The organism is Streptomyces sp. NPDC058683 (genome assembly GCF_042716195.1).
GTDB lineage: Bacteria > Actinomycetota > Actinomycetes > Streptomycetales > Streptomycetaceae > Streptomyces.
In genome coordinates, this window is record NZ_JBHXSK010000071.1 from 1 (window position 1) to 13,075 (window position 13,075).

Genomic DNA, 13,075 nt, shown 5'->3' on the forward strand with positions numbered 1-13,075 from the left:
ACTCCCTCGCCCACTACCTCACCAAGGTCGGAACCACCGGCCAGAAAACAGAGCAGAACTAACCCTCAGGATTTCTGGCGCATCACACTAGCGACCGCCACCCGCGTCCGCCGTGACCACACCCCGGCCGATCTGCGCGACCCCTTCACCGGCCTCACCCGCCACTGACCGCCAGGAGCACGACCCCCATGGCCTCTCGTACCCGTGCCAGCGCCAGCCCGCTGTTCGTCCCACGCAAGAACGACCGCCGTACGGCGCGCGACGCCCGTCACCAGTTCGCCGCCGCCCGCGACCAGGCCCGGCACGCTGCCCGTCCCGAACCCCGCCCGACCGCGCCCGGTCTCGACCCCGACCTGCGGGCCACCTACCCGACCGCCGGCCGCCCCGGGCCGACCTCCGCCCGCGGCGGCCGACTCAAGCTCCCCGCCCACCGGATGACCACGGCCACCGCCTCCGGGGCCTACCCCTTCCTCGCCGAGGGCGGCCTCGGCGCGCAGGGCATCTACATCGGCCGCGACGTCCACGCGGAAGCGGCGTTCGCGTATGACCCGTTCGCCCTGTACGGGCGCCTCGACGGCTTCACCAATCCCAACATCCTGCTGGCGGGGATCATCGGCATGGGCAAGTCCGCCCTGGCCAAGTCCCTCGCGGTACGCGCCGTGGCCTTCGGCTACCGGATCTACGTGCCCTGTGACCCGAAGGGCGGGTGGACCGTCGTCGCCCAGGAGCTGGGCGGGCAGACCATCGCGCTGGGCCCCGGCCTGCCAGGGCGCCTGAACCCCCTCGACGCGCCCGCCCGGCCTTTCGGCGTCAGCGAGGAGGACTGGACGAGCGAGGTCCGCAAGCGGCGCCTCCTGCTGCTCGGCTCGCTCGCGAAGACGGTCCTGGGGCGCGAGCTGCATCCCATGGAACACACCGCCCTCGATGTGGCGCTCGACCAGGTCGTCGCCTATGCCGAGGCGAAAGGAACCACGCCGCTGCTGGGTGAGGTCGCCTATGTCCTCGGCTCCCCCAAGCGCCTCGACGCCGCGCTCGGCGAGTTGTCCGGCCGCCTCGGGCATGCTGCCGAGGACCTCGCCCACGCGCTGCGCCGGCTCGTGCACGGCGATCTGGCCGGCATGTTCGACGCGCCGAGCACCGTGGCCTTCGACCCGAGCGCGCCAATGCTGTCCATCGACCTGTCCCGCCTCGGCGGCGTGGGCGACGACACCGCGCTCGTCCTGGCCATGACCTGTGCCTCCGCCTGGATGGAGTCCGCACTCGCCGACCCCGCCGGAGGACGGCGCTGGGTGATCTACGACGAAGCCTGGCGTGTCATGCGGCACGTCGCCCTGCTGGAACGGATGCAGAGCCAGTGGAAGCTCTCCCGCGGCCTCGGCATCGCGAACCTGATGGTCATCCACCGCCTCAGCGACCTGCTGGCCGCGGGTGACGCGGGCTCCCGCGGCCGGGCCCTGGCAGAGGGACTGCTCACCGACTGCTCCACTCGGATCATCTACCGCCGGGAAGCCGACCAACTCGCCTCTGCGACTTCCCTGTTGGGGCTCACCGGCGTCGAGACCCAGGCGGTCTCCGCTCTCACCAAGGGGCGTGGCCTGTGGAAGGTCGCAGGCAGGTCGTTCATCACGCAACACCTTCTGCACCCGCGTGAGCGCCAGCTGTTTGATACCGACGCCCGGATGTCAGCAAAAGGCCGCGGGTTCACGATTTCCGACGGGAGCTCAAAGCCGAACCCACAGTTGCTGTGGTCATAGCGACGCAGGGCAGGTCAGAGTATGTCCGCGGCGTGCCAAAGCGACTGGCTCAGTCGGGGCAGCGGCCGTCGAGGTTGCACCCGCCCAAGGCAATGGAGTCGATGGCAGTAGTGGTCGGGTGCGTCAACAGGACCAGCGTTAGCTACTACTGTTCGCTCGTCATACGCAAGTGCTGACCACCGGTGGAAATCAGACAGCGGACGCAGCGGCGGGGATGTAGCTCCGGTTCACCGGAATTGGAGGCTCCGTTATGAGTGCGGCCCATTGCCGCCATCTGCATCACGCGACGGCGCACCACCGACGCTGGAACAGGATCAGCATATAAGCCTCCATACGGCATGAACCGCGGCTGCCGTAACAGCGCTGTCACGTATGTTCATCGACTAGATCTTGTGAGGCTGGTGTGAATGATGCGAAGATCCTTGCTCGCTGCACTGATCTGTTGACAGGGGGAGGATCATTCATATGGCACACGGTGTGTCAAATCGCTTAAGAACATGGTTAGTCGTCGGGGTCGTGGGCGGTCTCTTGGCGTGCGTGGGCGCCGCACCCCCGTCCGAGGCCATGTCCGCGAAACCGGCAGCAGCAAAGGCAGATGACAAGCCCGGATCTCCGGCGCGTCGGCCTTTTCACGAGGTGAAGCCGAGTCAGACACAGATACGGGCGGCCAGGAAGGCAGCATCCCGTGTCCCGGACTTCGGTTCGAAAGAGAAGGTCGTCCGTGGCTGGCGCAAGCATCAGCTCACGGTGGACCAGATGGTGCGGTACGGGATCAACTCGGTTTTCGACCCGGGTGCCGTCCCGAAAACGTGGCGAACGTCGGCGTCGCTCCAGGAGATCACGCCCCTGTACCTGACTTACCTATTCCAGCAGGCTCATAACACCAGTCCTGAGACGCAGTCATGGGTCAAGCGGATCCAGGCATCGCTGGAGCGTCCCGTCCGGGTCACCAAGGTGCACCCCAACTACGCGCCCATCACTCAGCGCTCCAGCGCAAAGAAGAGTTCTCGAGACGCGGCCACTGCTTCGTCGGCCGGCTCCCGCGTGCTGCAGTCCTCAGTCTCCGGCGTGAGCGCTACGGCTGAAAGCACGGATCCGGGGTGCCGCAGCGAGTCCTACTTCGACACGGGCGCCATGTTCGTGTCCCATCCCTACTACTGCCTCTACGCGACCGACCACTTCGCCCTTCTCTACAACCACAATCAGGGACTGCCGGAGTCCAGCGGCGCCAACGGTGTGCCGACCGCGATCGTGGAGATGGCGAATGCGGCCGAGGAGGCGTATGCCATCTACACCTCCGGCGAGCAGGTCGGCTCGGTCACCATCCCCGGCATGGGGTACGGGGAACCGGGCGGCCGATTCACCATCTTCGTCGGCGATTCGTTGCATGACGCCTTCGGTGATGCGGCGGCCCTCACTGCCCCGTTCGGTCCGGGGGAGCAGCCCTCGATCTGGATGCCGCAGGACCCGATTGATTACGACGCTCTCGTGCGGCATGAGCTGTTTCACGCGTTTCAGTACCAGTACTTGTCGACGGGTGGCTTCATCTGGGACTTATTTCCGGGCCAGTGGTTTGACGGGGACTTCGCCTCGCTGAACTGGTGGATGGAGTCCACCGCGCAGTGGGCGACCGGACAGACCTACGCTCGGGACCCGTACTGGCCGCTGGCCTATGACCCGGGCTGGTCGTCGAACAATGTCTGGACTTCTGAAAGCGAGTACCAGACGGAGCAACGATCCTACTACCTCAACGCCCTCGGTGATTTCCTCAGCGAACCGGAGCGTGCGCTCAATGCTTGGGACGGCCTCTCGGCGTCACGGCAGTACGGTGAGCTCCCTTTCGCGGAGTATCTGAGCGAGCGGGCGGGGACAGCGGACGCGGTCCGTAGGACCTGGGAGGTCATGGATCACAACGACATCCTGCCGCTTGACGCGATCAGCACGGTCTTCGCCGGTTACGGCCTTGACCTGCACGACGAATTGGCGGGTTTCGCCATCGCTAACTACCGGCTCTCGGCGCCCGGCACTGCATGGTCACAGCAAGCCAACTCCGGTAAGGGCGCCAAAGTGACCGTCGGCGGATATTCCACGGCCGAGGCGGATGGTGCGTGGCGTGCCCGGCTCGCTACTGCGAATAACACTCGTTCTACCGATGCCGACGCGAACGGTCCGGCCCGGCCAGCACATCAGACATACGATCTGGCATGGTCCGGCTCGGCGGCGAGTACCGGGACCCAGTACGCAAGCCTGCAGCCGGGCGGCACGCTGTACGCCGATCTCGTACCGCAGGCCACCGGTTCCTCGGACCAGCTGGGTCTGCTGACGGTCCAGGTGCCCACAGAGGTGAGCGCCGCACTCATCAAGTGGCCCCGAGCGTCGACGTCCGGCGGGATCCAGTACCCGACCGTCACCCAGCTCGACAGGCCCGTCAGCGGCACCATCTCCGTGCCCGTCGACGACGCCCGCTTCATCGAGACACTCGTTCTGACCCGAACGGATTTCAACGCGGACTCCACCGCGGCCATGGACGACACGGAGACAGTCTCCTGGCAGGCCAAGCTCACCTCCTTCAACCAGCTGGACCTGTCCACCGCCAACCGGCGCGGCGCTGTTACGGGCCTGTACGACTGGTCCAAGGCGGGCTACCGCAGCGGGGCGGGTCTGCCGGGGGCCACGGAGATGAACACGGACGCCAGCTGCGAGATCACCGCGGACGAGCTCGCCACGGCGTACGGCGTGGTCCCCGACGACGGCATCGACGACACCGCCGGGCTCCAGAACGCCATCGACTACATCAAGGCCAACTGCTCGCCCTCCGCCTCCTACACCAAGCTCAGCCGGATCACCCTGCCCCTCGGCGTCATCAATGTCTCCCACCAGATCTACGTCGATGCCGACTACCTGGTCATCCGCGGGTCAGGAGCGGACCCGGCCACCGGAACGGCCATCCACTTCGCCCCGGACGCCAACACCCGCTACGACACGATCACCGCCGACGGCACCGACTGGGACCAGGACGCCATGACCTCCGGGTCAGCCTCCGGCGGCTGGATCTGGCCCGGCCGCGCCCTGTTCCGCGTCCAGTCCCGAGCCATCAACTCCGCCTACGCCACCGAGTACGCGGCAGCCCCCGCCAACCGCAAGGACCTCTTCGAAGGCACCGTCAACGTGCACTGGAAGGTCGGCGTGAAACTGCGGGAGAAGCCCGGCGACACCGGCTTCGCCGCCCGCACCGGCGACACCAAGGTCTACCTCGCCACCAACGCCAGCCTGACCAACCTCAAGGTCGGCGGGTACGTCAACATCCGCGCGGCCAACAGCGTCAAGTTCTACGAGAGCATGAACGCCACCGGTACCCAGTGGCCGCTGCTCAACCTGCACATGCGCCAGCAGATCTTCACCATCACCGCGGTCGACTCCACCAACAAGACCATCACGGTGGACAAGCCCCTGGAGTACGACGTCCCCGTCACCTCCATATCCGACGGCTCCGCCCAGATCGACGGTACGACCTTCGACTCCAAAGCCTCCCCGCTGGTCGATCCCGTCCTGGGGGTGGGCTTCGAGAACTTCTACCTCACCCAGGACGAGCCGAGCCTCAACCGCGCTGACGCCACCCACAACTACGGCAACATGGACCCGGCCAGCGCGATGAACGGCATCCTGTTCAAGTGGGCCGTCAACGGCTGGGTGCACGGCATCCACACCGAGATGACCGGCTCCCACCCCATCGTCACCGAAGAGGCCAAGAACCTCACCATCACCGGCAACTACCTCGACGGCGCCTGGAACAAGGGCAAGGGCGGCCGGGGCTACTTCCGCGGATCCCGCGTCTGGGACTCCGTCTACGCCGGAAACATCTCCCGCAACCTGCGCCACTTCACCTTCCAGTGGTCCGCCAGCGGAAACGTCGCCATCGGCAACGACCTCGACTCCGACCTCAACCTGCACGGCGGCTACGAACGCAACAACCTCTTCGAACTCAACACCGTCCACGTGCCCTACGCCCACCGCTCCGCGAACTGCACCGTCAACTGCGGAGAGGAAGGAGGCGGAGGCACCGACGACTCCGACTGGTACCCGATCTGGTGGGCCGCCGGCCAGAAAGCCGTCAAGTGGTCCGGCTCCTCGGGCTACCGCAACGTCTTCTTCAACAACACCATGACCAAACGCCTCAACAACGACGTCGCCGGCCCGATCGTCACCTTCTACAGCGAGCCGCACCGCATCTTCGACTTCGGCTGGGACGGCACCGCCTTCCACCATCTCGACGTCGGCGGCACGCCCATCAGCGACTGGGCCCACAACGAGACCAACAACTACTCTCCCGACATCACCGGCACCAGCCATGGCGTCGACAACACCATGACCGACCCCGGATCATCCCTCTTCCTCACCACCGCACCCGCACTCTGAGAGCGGGCCACCAGCCCCCGGGCTGATACTCCGGCCGGCCGGTGTGCCATACCTTTGCCCCACGGCACACCGGTCGGCCGATCGCCTCGTCACCCACCCGGGATGCGCGGCCCCAGGGGCGGGAGAGTGACGGTGACAGTTCCGGCGGCGGCAGTACCCGAAGAATCAGAGGAAGGCCGTAGGTGGATCAACACGTCCAAGGGCGAGGGAGGCACATACTCGCCTACATATGCGTGGCATTCGCGTTGGCGAGTCTCGCCTCCTGCGAGCCGGCACCTCAATTCAAAATCAAGAACCAGACCACCGAGGGAATTCACTTCGAAATCAATCGTCTTCCGACAAGGTACGACCCGGCGATCCATTTGGTGCAGGTCGCGGGCGCATCGCCAGGAGGGGACACCGGCTCCAGTATCAATCGCCTGGGAGGCCGTGACGGAGAGTGCCATCAAAACTATCAAATAGTCGGCACAACTAAAACGGGCAAGAAATACACATACGGCCCCCCGGTCTGTAACGGTGACACCTGGACCATCAGCGGGTCGACTTCACCCTGAAGGCGCTGACCATGGGAAATATCCTGATCAACGGGGCTGGCATGGGTGGTAACTGATGTGGCCGCACCGGTCAGGGGCGTGATCAGTGGTTGGTGAGTCCGACAGGTGGCCGACCCGCCGGACTCACGGCGCCGGGCCGGTGTCCCTCGGAGGTTGCGAAGCAAACGCGGATCCGGGGGGCCAGCCGGTGATGGATGTGGCGGTGGGCGTGATACAGCGGCGGGTGGCGTCGGCCTACCGAGCTGAGCCACCGCGCAGAGAACTCGCCGCATTACTGATCTCTTCGGGTTGTTGTCGGGTGCTGATCCCTGCGGTAGGCCGGTGGTATGCGGTACACGCAGGGCGGCGGATTGACCGCCGAGCGGCGACAGTTTCGTGAGCGGATCCGGTACGAGGCGGGCGAACGGTTCACACGCGGCGATAAGACCGCGGTGATTGCGAAGGATCTGCGGGTGAGCGAGCGGTCGGTGGAACGCTGGCGGCGTGCCTGGCGGGAGGGCGGGATGGATGCTCTCGCCACCGCAGGGCCGCCGAAGTTGCCCAGGCTGTCCGACGGCCAGTTCGCCGAGTTGGAGAAGGAGTTGGCTCTGGGACCCGCCGAGCACGGCTGGGAGGACCAGCGGTGGACTCTGGCACGGATCAGAGCCGTGATCGCCTTCAGGTTCCGGATCGACTGCTCGATGGCGGCGGTATGGCTGCTGCTGCACCGCCACGGCTGGTCCTGGCAGTCTCCCGCGCGCAGGGCCATGGAGCGCGACGAGCATGCGGTCGAACTGTGGAAGAAGGACGTGTGGCCGCAGGCGGAATGACTGCGGCGGCGCTCGGGGCCTTTGTCGTCTTCGAGGACGAGGCAGGGTTCTCGATGACGCCGCCACGAGCCCGCACCTGGGGCCGTCGTGGGTATACGCCCGTGGTGCGGGTGCGGGGCCGGTCCTGGCGCCGCTGGTCGATCGCCGGCATGTGCTGTTACCGGCCGGGCGAGGCATCCCGGCTGGTCTACCGGCCGCACCGCCACCGCAAGCACAGGGGCACAGCACGTGACAGCTTCTCCTGGCGTGACTACCGCGACCTGGTCGTCCGCGCCCACATCGAGCTCGGCGCCCCCATCGTCTTGATCTGGGACAATCTCAACGTCCACCGGGCCGCCGGGATGCGTGAGTACGCGGCCGCACATGACTGGCTCACCATCGTGCAACTGCCCTCCTATGCACCGGACTTGAATCCGGTGGAGGGTATCTGGTCGCTGTTACGGCGCGGCCCGCTGGCCAACACCGCCTTCACCGACGACGAGCATCTCGAACGCACCCTGCGCCGGGGCCTGCGTCATATCCAACTCCGACCCGACCTCATCGACGGCTGCCTCGCCGGCACCGGACTCACCCTCACTCAGCGCCCGTAAACAATCCGGCGAGCTCAGTAACGGAGCCCTACTGGTAGGGGCTGCGGACGACGATCGAGACGTTCTGGGTGAGTTGGTGGGACGGGGCTGCAGTCTGGCAACGGGCCCACAGCGTGGGCTTGTTGACCGCGGTGGTGGTCGGGATCTTGACTCTGGCCTCGAAGGACCCGGTCGCGAGTGCACTGACCGAGGACAGCTCGTATGTCCCGGCGGCCGTGGCGGTTGGTTGCGGTTGCCCCGGTGACTCTTTCTGTTCTTCCATGGAGAGGTTCAGCTTCGCGCCGCGGTCCCAGCGGATCCCGACGGTCACCGACTTCCCGGGGGCGCAGTCCGTACCGGTCAGCGTGATCGTGCCGCCCGGCACGGTCTCGGACGGCGAGGCGAGCAGAGGCTTGGCGGGGCCGGTCACCGTGGGCTGGGGGGTGTGGGGCGCCGTCGGACCGGGTGTACTGGTTCCGGAACGTTCCCAGGCGACCAGGGGGAAGGCTGCAAGCACCGTGGCGGCCACGGCTGTGACCATCGCGACCTCGCGGAATGTGCGGCGGCGCCGGGCCCTGCGCCGTAGGTCCGCGAGGGGCGGCTGCCGGGCGGCCCGCGCGCCCTCCTCGACGAGTCGGCGAAGTCCGTGTTCAGGGTCGGTCATGGTGGGACAGAGCTCCTTCCGGATCGGCGGCGAAACGGCGGGCCAGGTTCGCGCGGGCTCGGGCGAGTCTGCCGCGCACGGTGCTCACCGGCAGGCCCAGCTGCTCGGCGACCTGCTCGATCGGCAGATCCAGTACGTCGTGCAGCAACAGCACCGGGCGCTGGTTCACCGGAACACGGCGCAGCATCTCGGCGACCTCGACGGTCTGCGGCGTGAGGTGGGGCAGCGGGCGCTGGGCACCCAGGCGCAGCAGAGCCGCGGCACGCCGGCGTAACCGGCGGATCTCGCTGACCGCGAGGTTGATCGCCACCCGGCGCACCCACAGCTCGGGCACGTCGTAGGCCTGGATCCGGGGCCAGCGGTCCAGGGCCCGGATGAACGACCTCGGTGATGTTGAGGTGGTACGTGTATTTCACGTGCGTCCAGGCGCGGCTGTAGGTGCACCAGTAGGAGCGCAGGGGCGGTGCCCACTGGTCGGGGGACTGGTCTCCCTTTTGCCGGTTGCTGGAGGCGGAGACCGCGATCAGCTGGGGCTCGATGAGGTCGTTGGCGAACTTGCGGCGCAGCGCGGTGTCCCACGCGTCCGCTCCGGAGCGCCATGCGTTGGCCAACGGCACGACATGATCAATGTCGACCTCAGTGGACGGTTTCGAGGACACCTTGCCGTCGTACGCGCTGACCCACACACCGGAGACGGCACGGCACTGGTCGTCCTGGACGACGTCCTGGCCGTCGCGTTGCAGGACGACTTCCCGGGTGTCGCAGGTGCCGTACTGGATGACCCAGTGCGGGAACTTCGCCCTTGAGTAGCCGGTCATCGGGTGCGGGGCGGCGACGTTCAGTTCGCCGAGTTCCTTGCGGACGATGTCAGCGGGGGGCGGCTCGGGAAGGTCCCGGCGTACCGCCGCTGCGCTGGCTGTGCTGTCAGGGGCACGGTGTGTTGTGGCGGCAGCGGGAGCGGCCGCGAGGGGAGCGAGCAACACGGTGGCGATCGCGGCCACGAGGGCGAACTTCGTTTTGGTCTGGCGCATGCCTTCACCTCTCCTGATTCGGCAGGGGCTTGCCGGTCAAGACAGGTAGCGGCTCACGCGCCTGCGGAGCGGCGGCGTAGGAGTGGCGCCCCCCCGGATGGCGGACAGAAGTTCACCGCAGAAGCGATCCGCCAGGCCCGCTGAACGCCGCCCTGGGACAACGCGCCAGTCAGAAACCGTTCGTTCTGCGTTCGCGAGGCCGGTGAGCGGGGCGACCCGCCGACGGTCCGCCCGTACCCGAGCACGTCGACGCTGCGTACCGTGTGGATTCGCGGTTACGCCGAGACCCGCCCCGTGTCCGCCCAGCCGGACCGCGCCGGCTAGGAGTTGTCTTCAAATGTCACGCCCACATCATGAGCGATGGTCTCGAGCGTGCCGCGGTGATCGGCCCAGCGCTGTCCCCGGACCGGATCGGCCGGCATGAGCGGCTCGATCCGGGGGTTTTCCCCATTTTTCAGGCGTAGGCGGTGGTGTTCGGGAATCCTGTCGAGGTACCTCTGAAAACCGCTGTAAGGAGACCCCCAGTGCGCCGCCCGACCCGGAAAGCCTTCGCCGCCCTCATCGCCGCAGTCGGCCTCGCCCTCCCCCTCCTCACCCCCACACCCGCCTCGGCTGCCACCGCCACCAGCCGCTTCGCGAACTACCGCTACGGTGACTGCCTGCGCGAGAGCTCCGAAACCGGCCTCAAGGGCGACCGCTGCACCACCGGACGCGGCAGCCTCCTGTGGCAGTGGAACGGCCGCCTGAACACCAGCACCACTCTTAAGAACAACTTCTGGGGCCGCTGCCTCGACAGCAATGACCGGGGCGACGTCTACCCCCTGCGCTGTAACGGCGGCTCATACCAGAAGTGGCGCACCGTCCAGCCCGCCGCCCGCAGCGCCATCATGCTCCAAAGCGTCGGCACGGGCCGCTGCCTCTACCAGCAGGACAACGGCTACTACCGCACTGCCCGCTGCGACCGAGGCGCCCAGAACCAGCGCTTCACCATCGGCTGAACGGATCTCCCGACCGCTTCGAGATGCCGCCGGGCGAGCAGCTCTCGCCCGCTAAGCGGTGTCTTCGAATGATCTTCAGTGGTGGATCACGGCCGAGTGATACGTCGCCATGAACTGTCGGATGCTGAGTGGGAGTTCGTCCGGCCGCTGCTGCCCGAGTCGTTGCGGGGCAGGAAGCGACTGGACGACCGCACGGTGCTCAACGGGATTGTGTGGAAGTTCCGTACGGGGACCGCTTGCCGGGACGTGCCCGAGCGGTACGGCCCGTGGGCCACACTGCACACCCGGTTCCGCCGGTGGGCTCTGGACGGCACGTTCGAGCGGATGCTCCAGGCCGCCCAGGCGAGGGCGGACGCGGCCGGGGACATCGACTGGCTCGTGTCTGTCGACTCCACCATCGTCCGTGCCCATCAGCATGCTGCGGGGGCCCGAAAAGGGGGCTCCGTCACTCGGGGCTCGAGCGGAGTCCCGCAGGGCACGGGTCATCAGGAGAAGTGGCGTCTGGCGCTCGGCCTGCTCGACATGCTCGCCGCGTGGGGGCTGAATGCCCCGATCGTGGTCGCTGACGCCGGCTACGGCGTCAGCCCCCCGTTCCGCCTCGCACTGGAGGAACGTGGTCTGGCCTATGTGCTGGCACTGACCGGGAAGGAAGTCGCCCACCCCGCGGAGGCGGAGCCGCACCAGCCCGACTACGGCGGCCTGGGACCACCGACCCTGCCGCGTTATCGCACCCCGCCACGAGCCCTGTCCCAGCACGCGGCCCAGCTCACCACGGACGTGCACGCTGAGGTGACCTGGCGGCAGGGCAGCAAAGGGCGGATGACCTCACGGTTCGGCGTGCTCACACTGCGTCCGGCAGGCAAGCAGGCCCTGGCCGCCGCTCAGAAGGCGGGCGGCGGGCACTACCGGTGGGACGGTGTCCTGCCCACATACACGGTGCTGGTGGAATGGCCTGCCGGGCAGGAAGCCCCGACCGGCTACTGGATCTCGAACCTTCCCGCCACCACACCCGTCGGGGAACTCGTGCGGTGGGCGAAGATGCGCTGGAGGATCGAGCACGACTACCGTGAGCTCAAACACGGCCTGGGCCTGGACCACTTCGAGGGCCGCACCTGGCGCGGCTGGCACCACCACGTCACCCTCGTCACCGCCGCCCAGGCCTTCCTCACCCTGCGGCGGCTCGACCCAAAAGCCCACACGCCGGCCTGACCCTCTACCAAGTCCTCGACATCTTTCAGGACCTGCTGAGGTGCTGGACCGGCACCTGCACCACCTGCGGCCGCCCCCTACCCACCCGCAGAACCAGAACCTAACGAAGCACTACTAGGGCCTGTCAGGCTGATCATGTGACTGCACCGTGCCTGGATCCGCACAAGATGTTTGCCGCCTATGAGGCATTTGGGTAGTACATCCCCCCCTTGCGTACCTGCGGATACGCTGGGATTCTCTCGTCAAGCGGTACGCGAAATCTCCTTGACGCCGCGTACCAGTGGCCAGCGACCCCGCCCTCCCGACGGCGCTACCCGACGGACCACGAGGACGAGGCCACTGGCTTCGGTGCGAGTGGGCCCTAGCTGACGTCTCAGCTGGGGCTCACCCCTTTCAGAGCCACTTCTCCCAGATCCACGCGGCCACGAGGAACACCTCGCAAGCCGCGGAGACCCTCTCTGAAGAGACGTGCGGTCGTAACCTGCTCTGCCACCGGTCCTTCAGCCAATTCATCGGCTTCGAGACCACGTCTCCCTTCCGGCCTCCGTCAGGAAGCCCTACAGGTGCGGAAGTTCGGCCTCCGCGCCGTGAAGGCCAAGCTCGTACCTTCACGTGCAAGGTGCGAGCTGGCGGCCCTCGAAGGGGACGTAAGCGCCAGGGTGACCCCTCTCACATTGGCCTGTCGAGAGTGCTCGCCCGGTACGTGAAGGAACCGGTAGGTAAGTCGTTCTCGTCTAATGGGCCTCTAATGGGTATCAACAGGACACTGGCAAATGGTTCGGACATCGCTGCTCAACCATCCGCAGGGGGTTCGGATTTGGTTAGGCGATCACGCGCATAGCACCGCGTGGGACAGTCACATGAGCGGCCGGACAGGCCCTAGCAGTAGAAGTGCAGGCGAGCTCAGCACCCTGCGGAATCGTCGGCGGTGGAGAGATGGACGGTCTGGCCGTCGTACACCAGACGGATCCCGTCCTGCGCCAGGTCGCTTCTCCTGGGCGCCCGGCCGAGGAGGCCGCACAGGTCCCGGATCCTCAGCTGAGCCATGTCCGTGTCCTCTCCACGAGCCCC

Annotated in this window: 10 protein-coding genes and 2 pseudogenes; 8 read left to right on the top strand and 4 right to left on the bottom strand. The window is 66.9% G+C overall.

The genetic code is table 11. The annotated features are described in order from the left end of the window. Positions 1 to 188: 188 nt before the first annotated feature. The 4 genes from ACFWXC_RS47380 to ACFWXC_RS47395 all read left to right on the top strand — a co-directional run bounded on the left by ACFWXC_RS47380 (position 189) and on the right by ACFWXC_RS47395 (position 8,123). A complete protein-coding gene (locus ACFWXC_RS47380; protein ID WP_384489509.1) occupies positions 189 to 1,754 on the top strand; it encodes an ATP-binding protein in 1,566 nt (521 codons plus the stop codon). A gap of 1,068 nt (positions 1,755 to 2,822) precedes the next feature. Further along, entirely contained in the window at positions 2,823 to 6,170 is a 3,348-nt protein-coding gene (locus ACFWXC_RS47385) for a hypothetical protein (RefSeq protein ID WP_384489511.1), read from the top strand. Between the two features lie 880 nt (positions 6,171 to 7,050). Next, the gene (locus ACFWXC_RS47390; RefSeq protein WP_384489513.1) at positions 7,051 to 7,533 is read left to right on the top strand and encodes a winged helix-turn-helix domain-containing protein; all 483 of its coding nucleotides are present in this window, start codon (positions 7,051 to 7,053) and stop codon (positions 7,531 to 7,533) included. Further along, entirely contained in the window at positions 7,515 to 8,123 is a 609-nt protein-coding gene (locus ACFWXC_RS47395; RefSeq protein ID WP_384489515.1) for a transposase, read from the top strand. Before ACFWXC_RS47390 ends, ACFWXC_RS47395 begins: the two co-directional genes overlap by 19 nt. A 28-nt stretch (positions 8,124 to 8,151) precedes the next feature. On the opposite strand, the gene ACFWXC_RS47400 is transcribed toward ACFWXC_RS47395, so the two are convergent. From ACFWXC_RS47400 to ACFWXC_RS47410, 3 genes and pseudogenes are all read right to left on the bottom strand, one after another. Beyond that, entirely contained in the window at positions 8,152 to 8,766 is a 615-nt protein-coding gene (locus tag ACFWXC_RS47400) for a hypothetical protein (RefSeq protein ID WP_384489517.1), read from the bottom strand. Next, a complete protein-coding gene (locus ACFWXC_RS47405) occupies positions 8,753 to 9,100 on the bottom strand; it encodes a sigma factor-like helix-turn-helix DNA-binding protein (protein WP_384489518.1) in 348 nt (115 codons plus the stop codon). The genes ACFWXC_RS47400 and ACFWXC_RS47405 overlap by 14 nt, the downstream gene beginning before the upstream one ends. Positions 9,101 to 9,221: 121 nt before the next feature. After that, positions 9,222 to 9,452 (bottom strand): annotated as a pseudogene (locus tag ACFWXC_RS47410) (DUF1524 domain-containing protein); the annotation flags it as partial. Between ACFWXC_RS47410 and ACFWXC_RS47415 the strand changes: the two are divergent. The 4 genes and pseudogenes from ACFWXC_RS47415 (at position 9,394) to ACFWXC_RS47430 (ending at position 12,004) form a co-directional block, all read left to right on the top strand. Continuing rightward, positions 9,394 to 9,576: a hypothetical protein gene (locus ACFWXC_RS47415; RefSeq protein WP_384489520.1), complete on the top strand. Its 183-nt coding sequence runs from the start codon at positions 9,394 to 9,396 to the stop codon at positions 9,574 to 9,576. The pseudogene ACFWXC_RS47410 and the gene ACFWXC_RS47415 sit on opposite strands and share 59 nt — an antisense overlap. A gap of 425 nt (positions 9,577 to 10,001) precedes the next feature. Beyond that, a pseudogene (locus ACFWXC_RS47420) lies at positions 10,002 to 10,121 on the top strand (Rmf/CrpP fold protein); the annotation flags it as partial. Positions 10,122 to 10,321: 200 nt separating this feature from the next. Beyond that, positions 10,322 to 10,795, top strand: coding sequence for a hypothetical protein (locus tag ACFWXC_RS47425; protein WP_384489522.1), 474 nt, complete (start codon positions 10,322 to 10,324; stop codon positions 10,793 to 10,795). Between the two features lie 96 nt (positions 10,796 to 10,891). Next, positions 10,892 to 12,004, top strand: coding sequence for an IS701 family transposase (locus tag ACFWXC_RS47430; protein WP_384489524.1), 1,113 nt, complete (start codon positions 10,892 to 10,894; stop codon positions 12,002 to 12,004). A 903-nt stretch (positions 12,005 to 12,907) separates the two neighbouring features. On the opposite strand, the gene ACFWXC_RS47435 is transcribed toward ACFWXC_RS47430, so the two are convergent. Then, a complete protein-coding gene (locus ACFWXC_RS47435) occupies positions 12,908 to 13,051 on the bottom strand; it encodes a hypothetical protein (RefSeq protein WP_384489526.1) in 144 nt (47 codons plus the stop codon). Between the last annotated feature and the right edge of the window lie 24 nt (positions 13,052 to 13,075).

Coding starts and splice junctions, on each gene's coding strand:
- ACFWXC_RS47400 (WP_384489517.1), bottom strand. CDS start 8,766: ATGACCGACCCTGAACACGGACTTCGCCGACTCGTCGAGGAGGGCGCG.
- ACFWXC_RS47380 (WP_384489509.1), top strand. CDS start 189: ATGGCCTCTCGTACCCGTGCCAGCGCCAGCCCGCTGTTCGTCCCACGC.
- ACFWXC_RS47390 (WP_384489513.1), top strand. CDS start 7,051: ATGCGGTACACGCAGGGCGGCGGATTGACCGCCGAGCGGCGACAGTTT.
- ACFWXC_RS47415 (WP_384489520.1), top strand. CDS start 9,394: ATGTCGACCTCAGTGGACGGTTTCGAGGACACCTTGCCGTCGTACGCG.
- ACFWXC_RS47435 (WP_384489526.1), bottom strand. CDS start 13,051: ATGGCTCAGCTGAGGATCCGGGACCTGTGCGGCCTCCTCGGCCGGGCG.